Source organism: Sphingomonas naphthae, from assembly GCF_028607085.1.
GTDB classification, from domain to species: domain Bacteria; phylum Pseudomonadota; class Alphaproteobacteria; order Sphingomonadales; family Sphingomonadaceae; genus Sphingomonas_Q; species Sphingomonas_Q naphthae.
Genome location: NZ_CP117411.1, coordinates 1809608 through 1831085, shown reverse-complemented (window position 1 = coordinate 1831085; position 21478 = coordinate 1809608). Strand labels below are relative to the sequence as shown.

At 67.5% G+C, this 21478-nt stretch carries 22 protein-coding genes; 6 read left to right on the top strand and 16 right to left on the bottom strand.

What is annotated here, in order from left to right; genetic code table 11:
* Positions 1-21: 21 nt before the first annotated feature.
* A complete protein-coding gene (locus PQ455_RS08650) occupies positions 22-1812 on the bottom strand; it encodes a cation:proton antiporter domain-containing protein (RefSeq protein WP_273690989.1) in 1791 nt (596 codons plus the stop codon).
* Positions 1813-1992: 180 nt separating this feature from the next.
* Here PQ455_RS08650 and PQ455_RS08645 point away from each other — a divergent pair, with 180 nt between their 5' ends.
* Together PQ455_RS08645 and PQ455_RS08640 are read left to right on the top strand one after the other, a co-directional pair.
* Entirely contained in the window at positions 1993-3567 is a 1575-nt protein-coding gene (locus PQ455_RS08645; RefSeq protein WP_273691317.1) for a cation:proton antiporter domain-containing protein, read from the top strand.
* A gap of 97 nt (positions 3568-3664) precedes the next feature.
* A complete protein-coding gene (locus PQ455_RS08640; protein ID WP_273690986.1) occupies positions 3665-4135 on the top strand; it encodes a nuclear transport factor 2 family protein in 471 nt (156 codons plus the stop codon).
* 13 nt (positions 4136-4148) lie between these two features.
* On the opposite strand, the gene PQ455_RS08635 is transcribed toward PQ455_RS08640, so the two are convergent.
* The 8 genes from PQ455_RS08635 to PQ455_RS08600 form a co-directional block, all read right to left on the bottom strand.
* The gene (locus PQ455_RS08635; protein WP_273690983.1) at positions 4149-4736 is read right to left on the bottom strand and encodes a carboxymuconolactone decarboxylase family protein; all 588 of its coding nucleotides are present in this window, start codon (positions 4734-4736) and stop codon (positions 4149-4151) included.
* Positions 4737-4899: 163 nt separating this feature from the next.
* Positions 4900-6069, bottom strand: coding sequence for an FAS1-like dehydratase domain-containing protein (locus PQ455_RS08630; RefSeq protein WP_273690980.1), 1170 nt, complete (start codon positions 6067-6069; stop codon positions 4900-4902).
* Between the two features lie 88 nt (positions 6070-6157).
* Positions 6158-7183 carry a tRNA preQ1(34) S-adenosylmethionine ribosyltransferase-isomerase QueA gene (gene queA / locus PQ455_RS08625; protein ID WP_273690978.1) on the bottom strand — a complete coding sequence of 342 codons (1026 nt, stop codon included), beginning with the start codon at positions 7181-7183 and terminating at the stop codon, positions 6158-6160.
* Positions 7183-7857 (bottom strand): peptidylprolyl isomerase, encoded by a 675-nt coding sequence (locus PQ455_RS08620; RefSeq protein ID WP_273690976.1) that lies wholly within the window; start codon positions 7855-7857, stop codon positions 7183-7185. Before PQ455_RS08620 ends, queA begins: the two co-directional genes overlap by 1 nt.
* Before the next feature lie 865 nt (positions 7858-8722).
* A complete protein-coding gene (gene coaD / locus PQ455_RS08615; RefSeq protein WP_273690974.1) occupies positions 8723-9205 on the bottom strand; it encodes a pantetheine-phosphate adenylyltransferase in 483 nt (160 codons plus the stop codon).
* A complete protein-coding gene (locus PQ455_RS08610; protein WP_273690973.1) occupies positions 9205-10119 on the bottom strand; it encodes a polyprenyl synthetase family protein in 915 nt (304 codons plus the stop codon). Before PQ455_RS08610 ends, coaD begins: the two co-directional genes overlap by 1 nt.
* The gene (locus tag PQ455_RS08605) at positions 10116-10370 is read right to left on the bottom strand and encodes an exodeoxyribonuclease VII small subunit (protein ID WP_273690972.1); all 255 of its coding nucleotides are present in this window, start codon (positions 10368-10370) and stop codon (positions 10116-10118) included. Before PQ455_RS08605 ends, PQ455_RS08610 begins: the two co-directional genes overlap by 4 nt.
* 655 nt (positions 10371-11025) lie before the next feature.
* Positions 11026-12570 (bottom strand): amidase, encoded by a 1545-nt coding sequence (locus tag PQ455_RS08600; protein ID WP_273690970.1) that lies wholly within the window; start codon positions 12568-12570, stop codon positions 11026-11028.
* Positions 12571-12681: 111 nt separating this feature from the next.
* On the opposite strand from PQ455_RS08600, the gene PQ455_RS08595 reads away from it, so the two are divergent.
* Positions 12682-13353, top strand: a complete 672-nt coding sequence (locus PQ455_RS08595) for a glutathione S-transferase family protein (RefSeq protein ID WP_273690968.1) — start codon at positions 12682-12684, stop codon at positions 13351-13353.
* Positions 13354-13468: 115 nt separating this feature from the next.
* On the opposite strand, the gene PQ455_RS08590 is transcribed toward PQ455_RS08595, so the two are convergent.
* From PQ455_RS08590 to PQ455_RS08570, 5 genes are all read right to left on the bottom strand, one after another.
* Positions 13469-14881 carry an NAD(P)(+) transhydrogenase (Re/Si-specific) subunit beta gene (locus tag PQ455_RS08590; protein WP_273690966.1) on the bottom strand — a complete coding sequence of 471 codons (1413 nt, stop codon included), beginning with the start codon at positions 14879-14881 and terminating at the stop codon, positions 13469-13471.
* A 126-nt stretch (positions 14882-15007) separates the two neighbouring features.
* Entirely contained in the window at positions 15008-15295 is a 288-nt protein-coding gene (locus PQ455_RS08585) for an NAD(P) transhydrogenase subunit alpha part 2 (protein ID WP_273690964.1), read from the bottom strand.
* The gene (locus tag PQ455_RS08580) at positions 15295-15687 is read right to left on the bottom strand and encodes an endonuclease domain-containing protein (protein WP_273690962.1); all 393 of its coding nucleotides are present in this window, start codon (positions 15685-15687) and stop codon (positions 15295-15297) included. The genes PQ455_RS08585 and PQ455_RS08580 overlap by 1 nt, the downstream gene beginning before the upstream one ends.
* Positions 15688-15761: 74 nt before the next feature.
* Positions 15762-16883, bottom strand: a complete 1122-nt coding sequence (locus PQ455_RS08575; RefSeq protein ID WP_273690959.1) for an NAD(P) transhydrogenase subunit alpha — start codon at positions 16881-16883, stop codon at positions 15762-15764.
* Between the two features lie 15 nt (positions 16884-16898).
* Positions 16899-17033, bottom strand: coding sequence for an aa3-type cytochrome c oxidase subunit IV (locus PQ455_RS08570; RefSeq protein ID WP_273690958.1), 135 nt, complete (start codon positions 17031-17033; stop codon positions 16899-16901).
* A gap of 166 nt (positions 17034-17199) precedes the next feature.
* Here PQ455_RS08570 and PQ455_RS08565 point away from each other — a divergent pair, with 166 nt between their 5' ends.
* Together PQ455_RS08565 and PQ455_RS08560 are read left to right on the top strand one after the other, a co-directional pair.
* Entirely contained in the window at positions 17200-17364 is a 165-nt protein-coding gene (locus PQ455_RS08565) for an SDR family oxidoreductase (RefSeq protein ID WP_273690956.1), read from the top strand.
* A gap of 191 nt (positions 17365-17555) precedes the next feature.
* A complete protein-coding gene (locus PQ455_RS08560; protein ID WP_273690954.1) occupies positions 17556-18689 on the top strand; it encodes a site-specific DNA-methyltransferase in 1134 nt (377 codons plus the stop codon).
* Positions 18690-18764: 75 nt separating this feature from the next.
* On the opposite strand, the gene PQ455_RS08555 is transcribed toward PQ455_RS08560, so the two are convergent.
* Together PQ455_RS08555 and PQ455_RS08550 are read right to left on the bottom strand one after the other, a co-directional pair.
* Positions 18765-19232, bottom strand: coding sequence for a cytidine deaminase (locus tag PQ455_RS08555; RefSeq protein WP_273690953.1), 468 nt, complete (start codon positions 19230-19232; stop codon positions 18765-18767).
* A 13-nt stretch (positions 19233-19245) separates the two neighbouring features.
* Positions 19246-19728: a UPF0262 family protein gene (locus PQ455_RS08550; protein WP_273690950.1), complete on the bottom strand. Its 483-nt coding sequence runs from the start codon at positions 19726-19728 to the stop codon at positions 19246-19248.
* A gap of 145 nt (positions 19729-19873) precedes the next feature.
* Between PQ455_RS08550 and PQ455_RS08545 the strand changes: the two genes are divergently transcribed.
* Complete coding sequence (locus PQ455_RS08545; RefSeq protein ID WP_273690949.1) at positions 19874-21376, top strand: replicative DNA helicase; 1503 nt, start codon at positions 19874-19876, stop codon at positions 21374-21376.
* The last annotated feature ends 102 nt before the right edge of the window (positions 21377-21478 follow it).

The following is a 21478-nucleotide window of genomic DNA, read 5'->3' as shown; positions in this document are numbered from 1 at the left end:
TACAAATGTTGGCTGTCGCGGCTATTCGCCCCGCGGCGTCACGTCGCGCAGGCGGCGGCCGCGCAGCGGGGGTTCGCGCGTCACCTTGGCCATGTCCATGATCTTGGCCCGCAGTTGCGCGCGCTTCTCGTGGATCGAGGCGATCACCGGCCCCATCGCCAGGCCGAGATCGACCAGCACCGCCTCCGACAGCTGGAGCGAGCTTTCGAGCGTTTCGGGCACCGCATCGGTGGCGCCGGCGCGATAGAGTTCGGCGGCGTGATTGGGGTCCCGCGCGCGGGCGACGATGGTGAGATCGGGGAAGGCGCCGCGCACCCGGCGGGTCACGCGCACCGACTGGACCGGATCGTCCATCGTGAGGATGACGGCGTTGGCGCGGCCGAGATCGAGCTTCTCGATCATTCCCGGCCGGCCGATATCGCCGAAGGTGGCGGCATAGCCGCGCTTCTTGGCGGCCGAGATCGTGTCCACGTTCGCGTCCACCGCCAGATAGGGCAGAGCATGCTCCTGAAGCATCTGCGCGACGAGCCGGCCGACCCGGCCGAAGCCGACGATCACGGTGCGCGCCTCGGCCGTGGTCAGATCCTCCTCGGCGGCGGCCTCGCCGCGCGTCCGCCGGTCGACGCGCGCCGCCGCCTGCTTGCCGAGGCCGGCGAGAAGCGGCGTGATGGTGAGGCCGATGGCGGTGACGATCTGCCAGAAAGCGGCGGTGTTGGCCGCGATCAGCCCCGCCTGCACGCCCGTCGCCAGCACGATCAGGGTGGTTTCGGACGGGGAGGACATCAGCACGCCGACTTCGGTGGCGATGCCCGGCCGCGCGCCACTCATGCGCAGCAGCACGCCGGTGATGACCGCCTTCACCACGACCACGCCCACCACCGCGCCGAGCAGCGCCAGCCAGTTGGCGAAGATCACCGCCAGATCGACGCTCATCCCCACCGTGATGAGGAACACGCCGAGCGCGAGGCCCTTGAACGGCTCGGTGATGAGTTCGACCTCGCTGTGATAATCGGTCTCGGCGATCAGGATGCCGGCCAGCAGCGCGCCGACGATCGGCGACAGCCCCGCCGTGGTCGTCGCGATCGAGGCGAGGATCACGACCAGCAGACTGGCGGCGAGGAACAGCTCGGGGCTCTTGGTGCGCGCGGCCTGCGCGAACAGCCTGGGCAGCAGCAGCCGGCCCAGCACCAGCAGGGCCACGATCGCGAAGGTGCCGACGAGGATGGTGTTGATGAGCCCGTCCCACCCCGCGTCCTGCGCGTTCGGGGCCAGCGCGCCCAAGGTGAAGATGATCGGCACCAGCGCCACATCCTCGAACAGCAGCATCGCGAAGGCACGGCGGCCGACCTGGCTCTGCGTGCCGACCATCGGCAGCACCAGCGCGGTGGAGGAGAGGGCGAGCGCGAAGCCCAGCCCCAGCGCGCCCGCCGGCTTCTGCCCGAACAGCCAGAAGCCCACCGCCAGCGCGAGGCCCGACAGGATCAGCTCCCCCGCGCCCAGCCCGAACACCATCCGCCGCATCTGCCACAGGCGGGCGAACGACAGCTCCAGCCCGATCGAGAACAGCAACAAGATGATACCGAATTGCGCGAACGGGGCGATAGAATGGGGATCGGATATGGTGAGATGGTAGATCCACGGGGTGTTCGGCACGAGCCGGCCGAGACCCGCCGGGCCGACCAGCACGCCGACGAGGATGAAGCCGATCACCGGGTTGATGCGAAACCGCGCGAACGCCGGGATGACCAGACCGGCCGCGCCGAGGATGACGAGGGAATCGCTGAACGCGACGGAATGGATCGGAAGCGCCATGCGACCATTGTTGCGGTGAACGGAATCGAAACGCCACAGTTATGAGCCGCATCGGACCAGAAAGTCGCACCGCGCGCGAACCCGATGAGACGAAGCGAGGCGCGCACCGGGAGGGATAAAGATTTGCACCATACGCCGCTGATCGCGACGATCGTCGCCGGGATCGTCCTGGCCTTCGTCATGGGGTCGGTCGCGCAGCGCCTGCGCCTGCCGCCGCTGGTCGGCTATCTGTTCGCCGGCATCCTCATCGGCCCTTTCACGCCGGGCTATGTCGCGGATCAGGAACTCGCCAACGAACTGGCCGAGATCGGCGTGATCCTGCTGATGTTCGGCGTGGGCCTGCATTTCTCCCTGAAGGATCTGCTGGCGGTGAAGACCATCGCCATTCCCGGCGCCATCGTCCAGATCGCGGTGGCGACGGCGCTGGGCGCGGGGCTCGGCTGGTGGCTGGGCTGGGATATCGGCGGCGGCCTGATCTTCGGCCTAGCGCTGTCGGTGGCGAGTACCGTCGTGCTGCTGCGCGCGATGCAGGAACGGCGGCTGCTGGAGACGGAGCGCGGGCGCATCGCGGTCGGGTGGCTGATCGTCGAGGATCTTGTGATGGTCCTCGCGCTGGTGCTGATCCCGGCGCTAGCCAATGGCGGCGGGGAGGGCGGGCAGGGGCTCGGCCTCACCATCGCCATCACGCTCGGCAAGGTCGCCGCCTTCGTCGCGATCATGCTCATCGCCGGCCGGCGCTTCATTCCGTGGCTGCTGCATCTGGTGGCGCATTCGGGATCGCGCGAGCTGTTTCGCCTGTCGGTGCTGGCGGTGGCGCTGGGGGTGGCGTTCGGCGCGGCGATGCTGTTCGGCGTGTCCTTCGCGCTGGGCGCCTTCTTCGCCGGCATGATCCTCGCCGAATCGCCGCTGAGCGCGCGGGCGGCGCAGGAGACGCTGCCCCTGCGCGATGCCTTCGCGGTGCTGTTCTTCGTGTCGGTGGGGATGCTGTTCAATCCGTCGGTGCTGCTCGATGCGCCGCTGGCGCTGCTGGCGACGGTGGCGATCATCCTGATCGGCAAGTCGATCGCGGCCTTCGTCATCGTGCTGGTCTTCGGGCGCGGCCGGCGGACGGCGCTGACGATCTCGGCCAGCCTGGCGCAGATCGGCGAATTCTCCTTCATCCTCGCCACCTTGGGAACGCAGCTGGAATTGCTGCCGCCGGTCGGGCGCAATCTCATCCTGGCGGGCGCGATCCTCTCGATCCTGCTCAATCCCCTGCTGTTCGTGCTGGCGGATCGGTTCGTCGGCAAGGCGGTGGGCGTGGAGGACGAGCATCCGATGGGGCAGGCGCCGCCCGCGCCGGCCAAAGGCCCGGTGGTGCTGGTCGGCTTCGGCCGGGTCGGCCGCTACGTCGCCAAGGCGCTGATCGAGGCGGACGAGCCGATGGTGCTGATCGAGACGCAGGAGGATCTGGCCGGTCTGCCGAAGCCGAACGACAATGTCCGGCTGGTGTTCGGCAACGCCGCCTCGGGCGACGTGCTGTCGCGCGCCCGGATCGAGAAGGCGCGGATGCTCTTCGTCGCCATCCCCGATCCGTTCGAGGCGGGGCAGGTGGCCGAACAGGCGCGCAAGATGAACCCCACGCTCCGCATCGTCGCCCGCGCCCATACGCACGATCATATGGCGCATGTAACGGAGAAGGGCGCGGATGTCGCGATCATGGGCGAGGAGGAGATCGCCCGGCGGATGGTGGAGGATGCGCTGACGGGGCATTGAGAAATTTGCGCATCCGCCCCGGCGATATCGCCGGCTATGCTGCCGAGGTCTATCCGAACATTCTGGGTTTCCGCCGCGCGGCAGGCGATGGACGGTCATGACGATCGACCAGTTCCTCGCCCGCGAGGCGATCCGCGACACAATGGCGCGCTACAACCATGCCGGCGACCGGCTGAAGGTGGACGATTATGTCGCCTGCTTCGCGCCGGACGGCATCATGGAGACGCGCCACGACGACCCGGCTTTCGCTTTTCGCTACGAGGGCCGCGAGGCGATCCGCGACTGGATGAGCCGCTGGCTGGAGCGGACGCGGACGAGCGGCGTGCATGGGGCGAGCTTCGTGCGCCATCATCTGACGACCTGCCAGATCGACCTGACCGGCGCCGATACCGCCCGGGCGCGAACCTATTGGATCGCCTGGACCGACATCGGCGCCGACCATGCCGGCCTGTATATAGACAGTTTCCGCAAGGTCGGCGCGGCGTGGCTGATCGCCCATCGCCTGGTCCGGGAGGACTGGCGTTCGCCTGACAGCCTGTTCGGCGCGGCGGTCCGCAACTCGCGCTGAGGCGGCGGCGGCGTCAGGCCGGAGACCCGAGTTCCTCGGCCAGCGCGACGAGATCGGGCTCGCGCTGGATCCGCATCGCGTTGAACGCCATGGCGAGGCCCGTATAGGCGCCGATCGTGAAGATCAGGTCCATGATCTGCTGGTCGGCCAGGCCGGCGGTGAGCGACGCCCACAGATCGTCGTCCACATCCGATCCGGCGATGAGTTGATCGGCGGCGCGAACGACGACGCGCTCGAAATCCGCCCAGTGCGGGGAGGCCTCGCCGATCTTGGCCGCCTCGATATCGGCGACGGTGAGGCCCAGCCCGAGCGACATGCGCATATGGCTCGCCCACATATATTTCGCGCGCCGCACCCACGCGACGCGAAGGATGGCGATCTGGCGGAGGCGGACGGGCAGGGTGGAGGTGGACAGGAGGTGGCGGTTGAAGACGAGGAACGGCTGGGTCAGCGCGGGGTGACGCGCGAACGTCTTCAACACGAAATGATTGTCGACATTGGCCGATCCGCCGACGCCCGCGATCGCCGCGAACATCGCGCGAACCGCGTCGGTGCGATCGGCATCGGTGATGGGGGCGATGCGCTGGGTGGGGTCGGCCATGATCTGTTACCTCATGATGACGAGACGGGGCGCGGCGGCGCGCGACCGTGCCGGTGTCGGGCGCGCCGGGTGGCCGATCAAGCGGGGGTGGCCATCGATCGCCCGGCGGATGTTTGCGGGCGGCGCGCAGGGTGTTCGCGCCGCTGTCCGCCGGCCGGCGCGATCAGCCGGGTTTCTTCGGCAGGCGGATTTCGGCGGTGCCGGTCGCCATCGTCGTGCCCTTCTGATTCCGCATCAGATGCTTGACGTGGATCAGGTGGCGACCCTCGGTATCCACCGTCTTGTCGACCACCTCGGCCGTCTGGATCGTGATGTCGCCGGTGAGCGCGGGGCCGCGATAATTGGCGATCGAGTGGACGACCATGCCGTGCTCGCCCGCCCAGCCGGACAGGAAATCGGTCACCCATGACCCCATCGCGCCGCCGTAGCCATAGCCGCGCGGCATGCCGATGGTGCGGGCGAATTCGGGGAAGAGGTGACCACGCGACGGGCCGATATAGGCGCCGTCGGTCAGCTCGGGATTTTCGATCAGCATGTCCGGATCATTCTCGCAGCCGGCCATGTCCGGCGAGAAGCCGAAGGATTCCATATCGAACTTGCGCACCTGCACCGCGCCCCAGGTGTTGATGATCCACGAGCGCCATTCGGTGGTGAAGCTGGCGATCGAATGCGGGCCGAAGACGCGCTCGGGCAGCGTATCGCTGATGGCCACGTCGTCCCACCACCGCTCCCGATGGCCAAGCTGGCGCAGCATCCTGATCCAGCCGGCCTTGCGGATCTCGAGCGCGGCGAGGTCGTCGCGGGTCCAGATCGGATCGTCGAATTCGGACGTATCGACGTTGGCGGCGCCGGCGGCGGCATTGTAGCGGATCGCCGTCGAGCGCTGCTTGGCGATCAGCTGGCCATGCTGGTTACGATAGAAATTGTCGCCGCGCTGGAAACAGGTGGGGCCGGCCAGCTTGGTCTCCTTGACGACATAGTCGAAGGGGATGCGCTCGTTATGGATCCAGTCGCCGCCGAACACGGGCTGATCCTCGAACCACCATTCGTCGCCGCCGAACAGCAGATGGGAATCGGCGATGAAGCCGACGCAGGCGGGTGAGGTGCCCATGCCGTCGTCGATCGCGACCGGGAAGCTCTGCTGCGCGACGATCCGGCCGTGGCGGCTCTTCTGCGCGAAGGTGGGGTCGTAATGGAGGAGGTTGGGGTAATGCATCCCCTGCGCCCAGCGGCGGATATCGTTGTTCGAGATCGGCTCGCGGATGCGCGAAGAGCTGATCGGCTTGCCGAGATATTGATCGATATCGGAACAGTCGAGCACGGTGACGGCCATGGATATATCCCTCCCACTCTTATGGGCCGGGATTTAGGCGGGGTCGCGGGGCGTGGCTTGACCGATTCTGACAGGCGCGGCGCGGGCCTCAGGGCAGCAGCAGCGATCCGTCGCCGTAGGAATAGAAGCGGTAGCCTTCGGCGATGGCGTGGGCATAGGCCGCCTGCATCCGATCGGTGCCCATCAGCGCCGATACCAGCATGAACAGCGTCGATTTGGGCAAATGGAAGTTGGTCATCAGGCCGTCGCTGCCGCGGAAGCGGTAGCCGGGGGTGATGAAGATGGCGGTGTCGCCCTCGAAGGGGTGGACCTGGCCGTCCTCGGCGGCGGCGCTTTCGATCAGGCGCAGGCTGGTGGTGCCGACGGCGATGACCCGGTTGCCGGCGGCGCGGGTGGCGTTGATGCGGGCGGCGGTGGCGGCGTCGATGCGGCCCCATTCGGCGTGCATCCGGTGATCGTCGGTATCGTCGGCCTTGACAGGCAGGAAGGTGCCGGCGCCGACGTGGAGGGTGAGGGTGGTGTGCTCGATACCGCGCGCCGCCAGACCCGCCATCAGCCGATCGGTGAAGTGGAGCGCGGCCGTCGGCGCGGCGACCGCGCCCTCGCGGGTGGCGAACATCGTCTGGTAATCGGCGCGGTCCTGCGCGTCGGCGGGGCGGCGCTGGGCGATATAGGGCGGCAGCGGCATGCGGCCGGCGCGTTCGAGAAGGATCTCGACCGGTTCGTCGCCGAGAAAGTCGAGCGTCACCGCGCCGGTGTCGAGCTTGTCGGCGACTTCGGCCTCGACGCCTTCGCCGAAGAGGATGCGGTCGCCGGCCTTCAGCCGCTTGGCGTTGCGGACGAACGCCTGCCAGCGGCGCGGCCCCTCACGCTTGTGGAGGGTCGCGCCGATGCGGGCCTCGCCGCGCGTGCCCTCCAGCTGGGCCGGGATGACACGGGTGTCGTTGAAGACGAGCAGGTCGCCCGCGCGCAGTTCGTTCGGCAGATCGGAGACGGCGCGATCCGCCAGCACGTCGCCGCGCACGACCAGCATCCGCGCCGCATCGCGCGGGGTGGCGGGGCGGAGGGCGATGCGGTCGGCGGGAAGATCGAAATCGAAGAGATCGACGCGCATCAGCGCTTCTTCACGGCCTTCGGCGCGGGCTTGGGCGCAGCGGGTTTGGCGGCGGCCGGGGGCGGCGCTGGCTGGGGCGCCGGGGTGGGGGCCGGCATCACATAGGGCAGGGCGTCGCCGATGCTGGCCTTCACGATCTTCGACGGATTGGCCGGCGGCTCACCCTTTTCGAGCAGGTCGACGAAGCCCATGCCGGAGACGACGCGGCCGATGATGGTGTATTTCTTGTCGAGCGTGAAGCTGGGCGAGAGGATGATGTAGAATTGGCTGTTGGCGCTGTCGGGCGATTGCGAGCGCGCCATCGCCATCGTGCCGCGTACGTGGGGCAGATCGTTGAACTCGGCCTTCAGGTCGGGCAGGTCGGAGCCGCCGGTGCCGTCGCCCTTGGGATCGCCGCCCTGCGCCATGAAGCCTTCGATGACGCGGTGGAAGACGAGGCCATCGTAGAAGCCACGCCGCGTCAGCACCTTGATCCGCTCGACCGAATTGGGTGCCTTGTCGGGCCGCAGCTCGATCACGACCCGGCCGCCGGTCGATAGATCGAGGTTGAGCATATTGTCCGGGCTGGCGGCCGGCGGCGCGGAGGGGGCGGGCGCGGTCGCCGGGGTCTGGGCGACGGCGAGGCCGCCAGCGAACAGGATGCCCGTCAGGCCGATCAGGAAATTCGTCTTCATGGCGCCCTCTTATCCCCGTGGTGCCCTCCGGCGCCAGACCCTTTGGATGGGGGCGGGATGGTGACTGGGGGGTGAATTGGGAGGTGCTGGTGGCGACGATCCTCCCCTGCAAGGGGAGGTGGCAGCCCGCAGGGCTGACGGAGGGGTATCGCGCTATCGAGAGCGGGTCATCCCTCCACCATCCTTCGGATGGTCCCCCTCCCCTTGCAGGGGAGGATTTGTGATCGTCATGCTGAACGCGTTCAGGGTGACGGTGGGTTGTAGGATTCGTTGACGCTATTCGGACGGAAATCGGGAAGAAGCGTTTCGACCGGCGCGTCCTGCCACGGGCATCCGGGCGGACTTGGTACAGCACATTTGCGGGCCGCCGCAGGCCCGCGCTGGGATTGGCCCGGTGGACGGTGGCCCCTTGGGTTTTCGCCCCTTGGCAGGGCTACTGGCCGGTTTGGCTGGGCCGCCTGCGTATAATCCCCCGAGCCGGTCGCGATGCATCGTCGGTGTGAACCGGATGGCTTCGCGCCGGTCGTTCCGGGACGGTTGCCCGCCCCGGATGCTTGCCCTCTTCCCATGGCCTGTGGGAAGCGAGCGATGGCGTATGTTTACTTAATGTTCCTATTTGTCAAGTGAATTCGTCATGCTGAACTTGTTTCAGCATCCATCTCTCGGCTGGAGATGGCGGCACGTGGGGAGGGATGGACCCTGAAACGAGTTCAGGGTGACGGTGGGTATTGCGCGACGGTGGCGTGCGGCCGAGGGGCTGGATTGCTTCGCTGTGCTCGCAATGACGGCGGCGTGGGGCGGATACCCCTCCACCACCGCCTTTGGCGGCGGTCCCCCTCCCCATGCTCCGCATGGGGAGGAACGGTCAGCGGCCGAGCTTGGCGAGGACGGCGCGTTCTACCGTGGCGGTGACCAGGGGGGCGATGTCGCCGCCCATGCGGCCGATTTCGCGGACGAAGGAGGAGGAGACGGGCTGGAGGGCGGCGGCGGCCATCAGGAAGACGGATTCCACCGTGCCGGCCATGCCGCGATTGAGCTGGGCCATCTGGTTTTCGTAATCGAAATCGGTGCCGCTGCGCAGGCCGCGCACGATCGCGACGGCGCCTTCGGCCTCGGCGAATTTGGTCACCAGCCCCTCGAAAGGCTTGACCACGATCGCGCCCGCGAAGGCGGCGCATTCGGCCTCCATCAGGGCGATGCGCTCGTCCAGCGAGAAGAGGGGCGTCTTGCCGGGGTTGGTGGAGACGCCGATCACGAGCCGGTCGAACAGACGGGCGGCGCGGGCGATGATGTCGAGGTGGCCGAGCGTCACCGGATCGAAGGTGCCGGGATAGACGGCCGTGCGCATCAGCGATCGCGTTCGATGATGTAGCGGGCGATCTGGCGGAGGAGATCGGCCTCGGCGCCGAAGCTGGCGAGGTGGCCGATCGCCTGCTCGACCAGCATCGCCGCCTGGGTGCGCGCGCGCTCGACGCCGAGCAGCGACACGAAGGTCGCCTTGCCGGCGGCGGCATCCTTGCCGACGGCCTTGCCGGCCGCCTCGGCATCGCCCTCCACGTCGAGCAGATCGTCGGCGATCTGGAAGGCGAGGCCGATGTCGCGGGCATAGCCGCGTAAAGGGCGGCGGCCTTCGGGCGGGACGTGGCCGAGGATGGCGGCGCTTTCCAGGCAGGCGCCGATCAGCGCGCCGGTCTTGAGCTGCTGGAGCCGGGTGACGCCGGTGAGGTCGAACGAGGCGTCCTCGGCGGCGAGGTCCATCATCTGGCCGCCGGCCATGCCCGCCGGGCCGGAGGCGCGGGCGATTTCCGCCACCAGATCGGCGCGGACGAAGGGATCGGCGTGGGTGGCGGGATCGACCAGCCATTCGAAGGCGAGGGCGTGGAGGCTGTCGCCGGCCAGCACCGCCGTCGCCTCGTCGTAGAGGCGGTGGACGGTGGGCTTGCCGCGCCGCATGTCGTCGTCGTCCATGCAGGGCATGTCGTCGTGGATCAGGCTGTAGACGTGGATCGCCTCGATCGCGAGGCCGACGCGGATCGCGCTGCCGCGATCGACGCGGAACAGGTTGCAGCCGGCCGCCACGAGCAGCGGGCGCAGCCGCTTGCCGCCGCCGATCGCGGCATGGCGCATCGCTTCATAGAGGCGGGCGCGGCCGTCGTCGGGCACGGCGAGGAGGCGATCGAAGCCCTCGTCGATCTCGCCGGCGATGCGCTCCATCGCGGCCTTCAGGTTCATGTCGACGATCGACGCCACGGCCGAACTCATGCCTCGTCGAACGGGCGGACGCCGCCCGCGCGGCCGTCGCCGCCCGCCACGATCTTCTCGATGCGCGCCTCGGCCGATTTCAGCCGCGCCTCGCATTGCGCGCGCAGCCGATCGCCCTCGCCATAGAGGGTGATCGCCTCGTCGAGCGAGGCCTCGCCGCTTTCCAGCCGGTGGACGATCGTCTCCAGCCGCTTGAGCGCCTCCTCGAAGGAGAGCGTGCCTATGCCCGTGTCGTCAGCCGCATCCGTCATGGCCCGGCTTGTGACGGGCGGGGGGTGACGGGTCAAGGTGGGTACGGCTTTGGGTTGTGATCGGAGGTTCCCGTACGCCGTTCGTCCCGAGCGAAGTCGAGGGATGTGCCCCGCGCGCCACGTGTCTCGACTTCGCTCGACACGAACGGTTGGAGAATTGGCCTCGAAAGATAGATATTTGGATTAGGTCGCGGTTCCGTGCACGACCGGCATCGGCATAACGCCTAATGGTCGGGTTTGTTGGACGGCAGTCATTGGCCTGCTATGATGCTAATCTACCGAGCCTTATACGCTGCCTTTGTCGCCCTTTTGGCTGGAAGCCCCTTCCTCAGCCTTGCTCTCGCGGATGCACTTGACGGAAGCCTCAGCTACTGGAGGTTCATCTGGGTAGGCCCGGCGATCAGCCTACCGCTCTCCCTCTTAATGGCCAAAGCTCTTGGGCAAGATAGATACGTAGGATACTGGACGTATCTCCAATCTTTTCCCAATAATTCCAAAACAGCTATCATCGCAAGTTGGCTTATAGTTTCAGGACTGACGCTTCTCGTTAGTTTGGTCATGGCCTACACGGATCAAGGTTGATCATTGAATACCCTAAAAAGGGGGGGGCTGCGGGCGGACCGCTTTAAGGGGCTACGGTCTAAGACGGACGCCTTCACGGCCCCTCCGTATAAGTCGGCGGCAGGCGGCGGTGGGTGCGTTTTTCGTAGGCGTAGCCTAGGGCGAGGAGGCGCGCCTCGGACCAGGCGGGGCCGATGAAGGAGAGGCCGACGGGGAGGCCCTTTACCTGCCCCATCGGCACGGTGAGGTGCGGATAGCCCGCGACCGCCGCGAGCGATCCGCCGCCGCCGCCGTTGAAATGATCGCCGCCGACGAGATCCATCGTCCAGCTGGGGCCAAGGGTGGGGAAGATCAAAGCGTCGAGCGTGTCGGTGGCGAGCATCCGGTCGATGCCCTCGGTGCGGGATTTGCGGGCGGCGGTGTCTTTCGCGGCGCGATATTCGGGGGATCGGGTGCCCTTGGTGGCGGCGGCTTTCTCGAACGTCTCCTGCCCAAACCAGGGCATCTCGCGATCGGCGTGGGCGGTGTTGAAGGCGATGAGCTGGTCGAGCGTGCGGGCGGTGACGGCCGGGGGCGTGGTGGCGAGATAGGCGTTGAGGGCCTCGACGAATTCGGTGCGGAGGATCGTGGTTTCCGCCGCGCCCATGCCGGTGCGGTCGAGCGCGGGGATTTCGACGAGGGTGGCGCCGGCGGCCTTCAGATCGGCGAGCGCGGTGGCGAACAGCGCGTCCACGGCGGGATCGAAGCCGGCGGCGAAGCGCATCACGCCGATGCGCTTGCCGGTGAGCGCGGCGGGGTCGAGCGCGGCGAGGTAATCGGCCTTGCGGGTGTCGGCCTCCGCCGTGGCGGGGTCGGCCGGGTCGGTGCCGGCCATCGCGGTGAGGAGAATGGCGGCGTCGCGGACGTCGCGGGTCATCGGGCCGGCGGTGTCCTGGCTGGGGGAGATGGGGATGATGCGGCTGCGCGAGACGAGGCCGACGGTGGGCTTCAGCCCGACGAGGCCGTTGATCGCGGCGGGGCAGGTGACCGAGCCGTCGGTCTCGGTGCCGATCGCCGCCGCCGCAAGGCTGGCCGCCGCCGCCGCGCCGCTGCCCGAGGAGGAGCCGCAGGCGCTGCGGCGGGTGGCATAGGGGTTGCGGGTGAGGCCGCCCGCGCCGCTCCACCCGCTGGTCGAGCGGTTCGAGCGGAAATTGGCCCATTCGCTGAGGTTGGTCTTGCCCAGGATGATCGCGCCGGCCGCGCGGAGGCGGGCGACCACGGGCGCGTCGCGGTGGGTGACGTTGGCAGCGAGCGCGAGCGATCCGGCGGTGGTGGGGATGGGCTCGAGGCTCTCGATATTGTCTTTTATCAGGATCGGCACGCCGAAGAGGGGGCCTTGCGGCCGGCCGGCCTTGCGCGCGGCGTCGCGGGCAGCGGCGTCCTTCAGCGCATCGGGGTTGAGCGCGATCACGCTGTTGAGGTGCGGGCCGGCGCGGTCGAGCTTCGCGATGCGATCGAAATAGGCCTTCACCAGCTTCACCGATGTCGTGCGGCCGGTGGTGAGATCGTCCTGCAACTGGGTGATCGATCGTTCCTCCACCGCCGTTTTCGCGGCCAGCGGCGCGGCGATCAGGGTGCAGGCGAGCAGGATGCGCTTCATCGGGCCGGTCTCCGGGGGCGGGTGTTCCTGCATTCTATCCCCAGCAACGATCGATCCGTCGATGGAAATAAACTGGCGACCCTGCGCGATCCGGGGCTAGAGGATTAACCCATGTGGCAACTCTTCCAGTTCCCGCTCTGCCCCTTCTCGCGCAAGGTCCGCCTGGCGCTCGGCGAGAAGGGGGTGGGCTATGGCCTGATCCGCGAATCGCCGTGGGAGCAGCGGGACGAATTCATCGACATGAACCCCGCCGCGCAGACGCCGGTGATGCGCGATCCCGATACGGGGATGACGCTGATCGACAGCTCGGCGATCTGCGAATATTTCGAGGAGACGATCGACAAGGCGCCGCTGATCCCCGGCCAGGCGCCCGATCGCGCCGAGGTGCGGCGGCTGGTGGCGTGGTTCGACCAGATCTTCTATCGCGAGGTGGTGGCGCCTTTGCTGTACGAGCGGATGGAAAAGCGCCTCGTCCACCGCAAGTCGCCCGACGCGGCGCAGCTGCGCGAGGCGATGAAGCGGGCGAACACGCATCTGGATTATGTCGATTATCTGATCGATCACCGCCGCTGGCTGGGCGGGCCGCTGTTCAGCCTCGCCGATCTGGCGGGGGCGGCGCATATTTCGGTCGCGGATTATCTGGGCGGGATCGACTGGCGCGGGCATCGCTCGACGCGGGAATGGTATGCCGGGCTGAAGAGCCGGCCGAGCTTCCGCCCCCTGCTGGGCGAGCGGATGGAGGTGATCGCGCCGCCGGACCATTACGACAAGGTGGACTTCTGACCATTTAGGGCGCGGCTCCGCGACCTATACGGCCATCCCGGCGCAGGCCGGGATCTCGGGAGGCCTGGGGCTACGGTTAGGTTAGGGCAGGGCTTACAGGCAGCCCCCGCCACGATCAGTGGTTCATGGCCTTCACGATTTCCTCGACCATCTTCTTGGCGTCGGCCAGCAGCATCATCGTGTTGTCGCGGTAGAAGACTTCGTTGTCGACGCCGGCATAGCCCACGCCGCCCATCGACCGCTTGATGAAGAGGACGGTCTTGGCCTTTTCCACGTCGAGGATCGGCATGCCGTAGATCGGCGAGGTCTTGTCGGTCTTGGCGGCCGGGTTGGTGACGTCGTTGGCGCCGATCACGAACGCGACGTCGCTCTGCGCGAATTCGCTGTTGATGTCCTCCAGCTCGAACACCTCGTCATAGGGGACGTTGGCTTCGGCGAGCAGCACGTTCATGTGGCCGGGCATGCGGCCGGCGACGGGGTGGATGGCGTATTTCACCTTCACGCCCTGCGCCTTCAGCGTGTCGCCCATTTCGCGCAGCGCGTGCTGCGCCTGGGCGACGGCCATGCCGTAGCCGGGGACGATGATGACCTGTTCGGCCTGGCTCATCAGGAAGGCGGCATCCTCGGCGGAGCCGCGCTTCCACGGGCGGTCGGTCGCGGCGGCGGCGGGGCCTGAGCCGCTGTCGCCGCCGAAGCCGCCCGCGATCACGCTGATGAAGCTGCGGTTCATCGCCTTGCACATGATGTAGCTGAGGATCGCGCCCGAGGAACCCACCAGCGCGCCGGTGATGATCATCGCCGAATTGTGGAGCGTGAAGCCCATCGCGGCGGCGGCCCAGCCCGAATAGCTGTTCAGCATCGAGACGACGACGGGCATGTCCGCGCCGCCGATCGGGATGATGAGCAGGAAGCCGATCACGAAGCTCAAGGCGGTGATGGTGAAGAACACCCACGGCGCGTCGTCGGTGATGAAATAGACGGTGAGCGCGAGGATCGCGGCGAGCGTGCCGAGGTTGATGACGTGGCGGCCGGGCAGCATGATCGGCTTGCCCGACATCTTGCCCGCCAGTTTCAGGAAGGCGATGACCGAGCCGGAGAAGGTGATCGCGCCGATCGCGACGCCGAGGCCCATCTCGACGCGGCTGACCGGGTTGATGTGGCCGGTCGCGGCATCGAGGATGCCGAAGGCGTCGGGGTTGAGGAAGGCGGCGGCGGCCACCAGCACGGCGGCGAGGCCGACCAGCGAGTGGAAGGCGGCGACGAGCTGCGGCATGTCCGTCATGGCGATCTTGCGCGCGGTGACGAAGCCGATCGCGCCGCCGATGGCGATGGCGATCAGGATTTCGGGCAGCGAGGCGATGTCGTGGGTGAACAAGGTCGTCCCCACCGCCAGCGCCATGCCGAAGATGCCGAGGCGGTTGCCGCGCCGGCTGGTCGACGGGCTCGACAGGCCGCGCAGCGCCAGGACGAAGCACACGCCCGCCACCAGATAGGCCAGCGCCACCCAAGGGTTCACCGCTTCATGCATCCCCGTTACCCCCTAAAAAACCTTCGTCACCCCAGCGAAAGCTGGGGTCTTGTGAGGCCGGACCCGCGCCCGACTTCGGGAGATCCCGGCTTTCGCCGGGATGACGTGATTGGTGTGGAAAGGCTCTCAGCCCTTCCGCTCCTTCTTCTTGTACATGGCGAGCATCCGCTCGGTGACGGCGAAGCCGCCGAAGATGTTGACCGAGGCCAGCACCACCGCGAGCAGCCCAAGATATTTCGCCGTCGCCGACCCCGCCGCCGCGCTGGCGATCAGCGCGCCGACGATGATGACCGACGAAATCGCGTTGGTGACCGCCATCAGCGGCGTGTGCAGCGCCGGGGTGACCGACCAGACGACATAATAGCCCACGAAACAGGCCATGACGAAGATCGACAGGATCGAGATGAAGTCCATCAGACGGCTCCGTGAAGTTCCTCCCCATGCGGAGCATGGGGAGGGGGACCGCCCGTAGGGCGGTGGAGGGGCAATGCGGTGCGGATGATGATGCCGGCGATCGCATCAGGATCGGCCAGCACCTCATCCGCGCGGATGTGAAGGAGATCTAGCCCCCGGGCGCGGATGTAATCATCTCGAACCGCATCGCGTTGTGGACGTGTGCCACGATTGTGGGCTTCGCCATCGACTTCGATCGCCAGCTTTGCGGCCGCGCAATAGAAGTCGATGATGTAAGGCCCCAGTGGGTGTTGGCGCCGGAATTTCGCGCTGCCGGCGCGGCGGCGCAGGCGCTGCCACAGCAGGCCTTCGGGCAGGCTGAGGTCCCGACGCAGACGGCGCGCGCGCGTCACGGTGGAAGCCCCTCCACCAGCCTGCGGCTGGTCCCCCTCCCCATGCGGGGCATGGGGAGGAACTTCCGTCCCCGTCATCCCAGCAGCCTCTCGTTCACGACCTTGCCGTCCTTCGTCAGGCGGATGGCGTTGCCGATCTCGTCGTCGAGGATCGGCTTGCCGGTTTCCTTGTCCCAAAAGGCGGAGAGGAAGTTGTAGAGGTTGCGGGCGAACAGCGCCGATGTGTCGGCGGCGAGGCGGCTCGGCACGTTGCGGTGGCCGACGATCTTCACGCCGTGGCGCTCGACCACCTCGCCCGCGACCGCACCCTCGACGTTGCCGCCTTGCTCCACCGCCAGATCGACGATCACCGAGCCCGGCTTCATCGTCGCGATCTGCGCGTCGGTGATGAGGCGCGGGGCGGGGCGGCCGGGGATCAGGGCCGTGGTGATGACGATATCCTGCTTGGCGATATGGCCCGACACCAGCGCGGCCTGCGCGGCCTTGTATTCGTCGGACATTTCGGTGGCGTAGCCGCCGGTGCCTTCGCCCTCGATGCCCTTGACCTGCTCGACGAAGATCGCCTTGGCGCCGAGGCTCTCGATCTGCTCTTTCGTAGCGGCGCGCACGTCGGTCGCGGAGACCTGCGCGCCCAGCCGGCGGGCGGTGGCGATGGCCTGGAGGCCGGCGACGCCGACGCCCATCACGAAAGCCTTGGCCGCCGAGATCGTGCCCGCCGCCGTCATCATCATCGGGAAGGCGCGGCCATATTCGGCGGCCGCATCCAGCACCGCCTTGTAGCCCGACAGGTTGGACTGCGACGACAGGATGTCCATCGATTGCGCGCGGGTGATGCGCGGCATGAACTCCATCGCCAGCGCCTCCAGCCCGGCGGCGGCATAGGCATCGACGCGGGCGCGCTCGCCGAACGGGTTGAGCCCCGCGACCAGCCAGGCGCCGGCCTTGGCACCGGCGATGCTCGCGGGTTCCGGCCCCTGTACGCCCAGGATGATGTCGGCATCGGCCAGCACGGCGGCGCGATCGCCGATCGTGGCACCGGCGGCGGCATAAGCGTCATCGGCGATCGTGGCGGTGGCACCCGCCCCGCTTTCCACGGCAAGGCTCGCGCCGAGCGCCGTCAATTTCTTGACGGTCTCGGGCGTCGCCGAAACCCGGCGCTCGCCAGCCGCGCCCTCCTTGAGGACGGCGATTTTCATGGGATTAGGCCCGGATCAGCGGGAGATCAGGAAAACGACCAGCGCCGCGATCAGCGCGCAGGCCACCGTGCCATATTTGAACAGGCCGATGAAACTGGCGTAGGTGCCCTCATGAGCCTTCATCTGACCCTTGGCGCTCGTGTCGGCCATCGCTCTTCCCCTGTTGCGATCGTTGCTCTGCGGGCGATGTAGCGGGATGGAAACAATCGCTCAACCCGTCCTTTGGGGAATGATGTGACCGTGCGTAACGAATTGGACCCGCCGTTCGCCGGCAAGGCGGCGCTGGTGCCCGGGGCGGCACGGTTGATCCTGTGCGATGTGGATCGCGATGTGCTGTCGGCGGCGATGGCGGGCGGGGGGGCCGCCCGGCCGCTACGCCAAACCCGGGGAAGTCGCCGCGCAGATCGGCTTCCTGCTGTCCGATGCCTGCGCGACGGTGACCGGCGCGACCTTTTCGATCGATGGCGGCTATAGTTTGTGATGGTGAGTCCCGGGGGCCACACCACCACCCGTTGAGTCCGCGCGAATCGCCGGACTCAACATGATGTGTCGGGGTGATTCCCGGACTTATCCACAGGGCTGTCCCAAGGTCCGCGCGCCCGAAAAGCGCGCTTGACCGCCGAGTCGTGGGGATTCACACCGCGCGTCAGGCAGTCAGCGGAGGGGATCGACATGGGCGTATTGGAGAGGGTCGGCACCGCGCGCGCCAAGCCCGCGAAGCCGGCGAAACTGGCGACCCTGCCGCTCGACACGATCATCCAGGAGGATTGCGTCGCGGCGATGGCGCGCCTGCCCGACAAGTCGATCGACATGATCTTCGCCGATCCGCCCTATAATCTCCAACTCGGCGGCGACCTGTTTCGGCCCGAGGGCGGGCGCGTCGATGCGGTGACCGATGCGTGGGACCGGTTCGACACGTTCGAGATCTACGATCGCTTCACCCGCGCCTGGCTGAAGGAAGCGCGCCGCATCCTGAAGGACGACGGCACGATCTGGGTGATCGGCAGCTATCACAACATCTTCCGCGTCGGCACGCAGATCCAGGACGCCGGCTTCTGGATCCTCAACGACATCATCTGGCGCAAGGCCAATCCGATGCCCAATTTCAAGGGCACCCGCTTCACCAACGCCCATGAGACGCTGATCTGGGCGTCGAAGGCGGAGAAGGCGCGCTACACCTTCAACTATCGCGCGATGAAGGGGCTGAACGACGATGTGCAGATGCGCTCCGACTGGAGCCTGCCGATCTGTTCAGGCGGCGAGCGGCTGAAGGACGAGGAGGGGCACAAGACCCACCCGACGCAGAAGCCCGAATCCCTGCTCTATCGCGTGCTGCTGGCGGCGACGAAGCCGGGCGACGTGGTGCTCGATCCCTTCTTCGGCACGGGCACGACGGGTGCTGTGGCGCGCCGGCTGGGCCGCCGCTGGATCGGCATCGAGCGCGAGGACGCCTATGTGAAGGCGGCACGCGCGCGGATCGCCGCGACCCTGCCGCTCGACGAAAGTGCGATGGCGGTGATGCCCGAGAAGCGCAGCGAGCCGCGCGTGGCCTTCGGCCTGCTGGTGGAAAGCGGCATGGTGCCGCCGGGCACGATCCTGACGGATGCCAAGCGGCGCTGGCGGGTGCGGGTGCAGGTGGATGGCTCGCTTTCGGGCGAGGGATCGCAGGGCTCGATCCACAAACTGGGCGCGATCCTGCAAGGCGCGCCCTCGTGCAACGGCTGGACCTTCTGGCACGCCGAGGAAATGGGCGCGCTGGTGCCGATCGACGCGATGCGGCAGCGGCATCTGGCGGGGATGGCGTAGGGCTTCTCCGATCGCATCCCGCCCATCCCGTTCCTCCTTCGACGATGCCGGGAGGCCGAGCGCGAGGGGGTGGGCCTAACCGATACCCAGATCGCCCGGCCCGAAGGCGTAGGGGAGGAGGGCGGATAGCATGTGATGCTCGACCACCTCGCCGTCGGCCGAGCCGCAATGGACGGGCAGGTCACGGCCGGCGAGGCTGGCGGCTTCGTTGAGGATCTGGCGGCAGCGGCCGCAGGGGCGGATCGGGTCGTGGCCGGTGATGCCGCCGCGCCCGTCCATCACGCCGCCGATGATGCCGATCGCCACCACCTCGCGCAGCTTGCCCTGCACATTGGCCGAGGCCAGCGCGACCGTTTCGGCGCACAGGCTGAGCCCGTAGCTGGCATTCTCGAAATTGGTGCCGGTCACGATCGATCCGTCGGCCATCAGCAGCGCGGCGCCGACCGCGAATTTTGAGTAAGGCGCATGGGCGTTGGCCGCCGCCTCGCGGGCATGGTCGATCAGGACGCGCCCGGCCATGTGGTTCAGATCGACTTCGACCATCTCTATCCCCGCCCTATCCCCGAATGTGCAGCACGCAGATCAGCGTGAAGAGGCGGCGCGCGGTGGCGAAATCGACGTCGATCTTGCCCTCCAGCCGTTCCTTGAGCAGCTCCGCCGCCTCGTTGTGGATGCCCCGCCGGGCCATGTCGATCGTCTCGATCTGTTGCGCCGTCGCCTGACGTATCGCCTGGAAGTAGCTGTCGCAGATCGCGAAATAATCCTTGATCGGCCGCCGGAAGCGGGCGAGGCCGAGGACCAGGGTCTCCAGCCGCTCGCCGCTCTCGGCCGAGATGTCGATCGCCAGCCGCCCTTCCTCGACGCGGAGCGACAGGCGGTAGGGGCCGGCATAGCCCTGCGGATAGGCGCGCTGCGGGGCGAAGTGATTGCCCTCCAGCAGATCGAAGATGGCGATGCGCCGTTCCTGTTCGACATCCGCGTTGCGCCACAGGATCGTGCCCTCGTCGAGATCGACGGAGATGATGCGGGGATCGGCCATGACGGCAACGGGTTAGCGCAAGCCGGGCCGTGGGGCTAGGCGGGCGTGCACCGGTCTATACCCGACTATCCACAGCATCATCCCCATCTGCGGCGTTCGTCTCAAATCACCCCCATCGCGCCGCCGATTGGGGTACGAGGCCCGCATGGCCGAACCGATCCGCATTCCCGTCCCCGCCGCCGCCGCAGAACCGCAGGCGCTCCCCCACAATGTCGAGGCCGAGGCGGCGCTGCTGGGCGCGCTGATGGTGGACAATCGCCTAGCCGAGGATGTGCAGGTGAAGCTGCGGCCCGATCATTTCCATGTGCCGCTGCATGGCCGCGTCTACGAAGCGGTGCTGCGGATGGTGGACAAGAATATGGTCGCCAATCCCGTGACTTTGCGCCCGTTGTTCGAAGCGGACGTGGAGATGAAGGAGCTGGGCGGCCCGGCCTATCTGGCCAAGCTGACCGGTTCCGGCGCGGCGCTGATCGGCGCGCGCGACTTTGCCCAGCAGATCTACGATCTGGCGCTGCTGCGCGAGCTGATCGGGGTCGGCCGCGGCATGGTCGAGAAGGCGATCGACACGTCGGCCGAGGTCGATCCCAAGGGCCAGATCGAGCAGGCCGAAATCGCGTTGTATCGCGTGGCCGAAGAGGGCGGCGAGCAGGGATCGGTCAAGAGCTTCGGCCAGGCGACGCGCATCGCGGTGGAGGCGGCCGAGCGCGCGCTCAATTCTGGCGGGCATGTCTCGGGCATCACCACGGGGCTCGACGCGCTCAACGCCAAGATCGGCGGCCTGCACCATTCGGACCTTCTGATCCTCGCCGGCCGCCCCGGCATGGGCAAGACGGCGCTTGCCACCAACATCGCCTTCAACGCCGCCCGCCGCCTGACCCGCGACCGCGAGGACGGGATCGACGACGCCAAGTCGGTGGGGGCGGGGGTCGCCTTCTTCAGCCTCGAAATGTCGGCCGACCAGCTGGCGACGCGTATCCTGTCCGAACAATCGAACATCAGCTCCGAAAACCTGCGCATGGGCAAGATCAGCCAGCAGGATTTCCGCAACCTCGCCCGCGCCGCCGCCGAGCTGGAATCGCTGCCGCTCTATATCGACGACACCCCCGGCCTCTCGATCGCGGCGCTGCGCACCCGCGCGCGCCGATTGAAGCGACAGCGCGGCATCGGCTTCATCGTGGTCGATTATCTCCAGCTGCTGTCGGGATCGGGCAAGGGATCGAGCGAATCCAATCGCGTGCAGGAGATTTCGGAGATCAGCCGGGGCCTGAAGCAGCTCGCCAAGGAATTGAACGTGCCGGTGATGGCGCTGTCGCAGCTGAGCCGCGCGGTGGAGCAGCGCGAGGACAAGCGCCCGCAGCTGTCCGATCTGCGCGAATCGGGATCGATCGAGCAGGACGCGGATATCGTGCTGTTCGTGTACCGCGAGGATTATTACGTCGCCTCGCGCGAGCCGAAGCGGCCGGTGGAGGGCGACGACGCCAAGACCTTCGACGCGCACGACCAATGGGCGCGCGACATGGAACGCGCCTTCGGCCTGGCCGAGGTGGTTGTCGCCAAGCAGCGCCACGGCGCCACCGGCAAGGTGAAGCTGAAGTTCGAGAACCGGATCACCAAGTTCAGCGATCTGGCGGAGGATTATCCGGGCTGATTTGCGTTCGGTGCTCCTGCGGAGGCAGGAGCGCAATTGGGGTGGTGGCGCCGCCGAGCCCCACCCACTGGACGCGCGGTGATCGTTGATCGACAAAGCCGC

Excerpts from the sequence above, each read along its gene's own strand:
- PQ455_RS08565 (WP_273690956.1), top strand. The coding sequence starts at position 17,200 with ATGTGGATCGCGATGTGCTGTCGGCGGCGATGGCGGGCGGGGGGGCCG.
- PQ455_RS08645 (WP_273691317.1), top strand. The coding sequence starts at position 1,993 with ATGGGGTCGGTCGCGCAGCGCCTGCGCCTGCCGCCGCTGGTCGGCTAT.
- PQ455_RS08555 (WP_273690953.1), bottom strand. The coding sequence starts at position 19,232 with ATGGTCGAAGTCGATCTGAACCACATGGCCGGGCGCGTCCTGATCGAC.
- coaD (WP_273690974.1), bottom strand. The coding sequence starts at position 9,205 with ATGCGCACGGCCGTCTATCCCGGCACCTTCGATCCGGTGACGCTCGGC.
- PQ455_RS08650 (WP_273690989.1), bottom strand. The coding sequence starts at position 1,812 with ATGGCGCTTCCGATCCATTCCGTCGCGTTCAGCGATTCCCTCGTCATC.
- PQ455_RS08605 (WP_273690972.1), bottom strand. The coding sequence starts at position 10,370 with ATGACGGATGCGGCTGACGACACGGGCATAGGCACGCTCTCCTTCGAG.
- PQ455_RS08620 (WP_273690976.1), bottom strand. The coding sequence starts at position 7,857 with ATGAAGACGAATTTCCTGATCGGCCTGACGGGCATCCTGTTCGCTGGC.
- PQ455_RS08585 (WP_273690964.1), bottom strand. The coding sequence starts at position 15,295 with ATGGACTTCATCTCGATCCTGTCGATCTTCGTCATGGCCTGTTTCGTG.
- PQ455_RS08570 (WP_273690958.1), bottom strand. The coding sequence starts at position 17,033 with ATGGCCGACACGAGCGCCAAGGGTCAGATGAAGGCTCATGAGGGCACC.
- PQ455_RS08635 (WP_273690983.1), bottom strand. The coding sequence starts at position 4,736 with ATGGCCGACCCCACCCAGCGCATCGCCCCCATCACCGATGCCGATCGC.
- PQ455_RS08595 (WP_273690968.1), top strand. The coding sequence starts at position 12,682 with ATGTGGCAACTCTTCCAGTTCCCGCTCTGCCCCTTCTCGCGCAAGGTC.
- PQ455_RS08590 (WP_273690966.1), bottom strand. The coding sequence starts at position 14,881 with ATGCATGAAGCGGTGAACCCTTGGGTGGCGCTGGCCTATCTGGTGGCG.
- PQ455_RS08550 (WP_273690950.1), bottom strand. The coding sequence starts at position 19,728 with ATGGCCGATCCCCGCATCATCTCCGTCGATCTCGACGAGGGCACGATC.
- PQ455_RS08560 (WP_273690954.1), top strand. The coding sequence starts at position 17,556 with ATGGGCGTATTGGAGAGGGTCGGCACCGCGCGCGCCAAGCCCGCGAAG.
- PQ455_RS08630 (WP_273690980.1), bottom strand. The coding sequence starts at position 6,069 with ATGGCCGTCACCGTGCTCGACTGTTCCGATATCGATCAATATCTCGGC.
- PQ455_RS08640 (WP_273690986.1), top strand. The coding sequence starts at position 3,665 with ATGACGATCGACCAGTTCCTCGCCCGCGAGGCGATCCGCGACACAATG.
- PQ455_RS08610 (WP_273690973.1), bottom strand. The coding sequence starts at position 10,119 with ATGAGTTCGGCCGTGGCGTCGATCGTCGACATGAACCTGAAGGCCGCG.
- PQ455_RS08575 (WP_273690959.1), bottom strand. The coding sequence starts at position 16,883 with ATGAAAATCGCCGTCCTCAAGGAGGGCGCGGCTGGCGAGCGCCGGGTT.
- PQ455_RS08545 (WP_273690949.1), top strand. The coding sequence starts at position 19,874 with ATGGCCGAACCGATCCGCATTCCCGTCCCCGCCGCCGCCGCAGAACCG.
- queA (WP_273690978.1), bottom strand. The coding sequence starts at position 7,183 with ATGCGCGTCGATCTCTTCGATTTCGATCTTCCCGCCGACCGCATCGCC.
- PQ455_RS08600 (WP_273690970.1), bottom strand. The coding sequence starts at position 12,570 with ATGAAGCGCATCCTGCTCGCCTGCACCCTGATCGCCGCGCCGCTGGCC.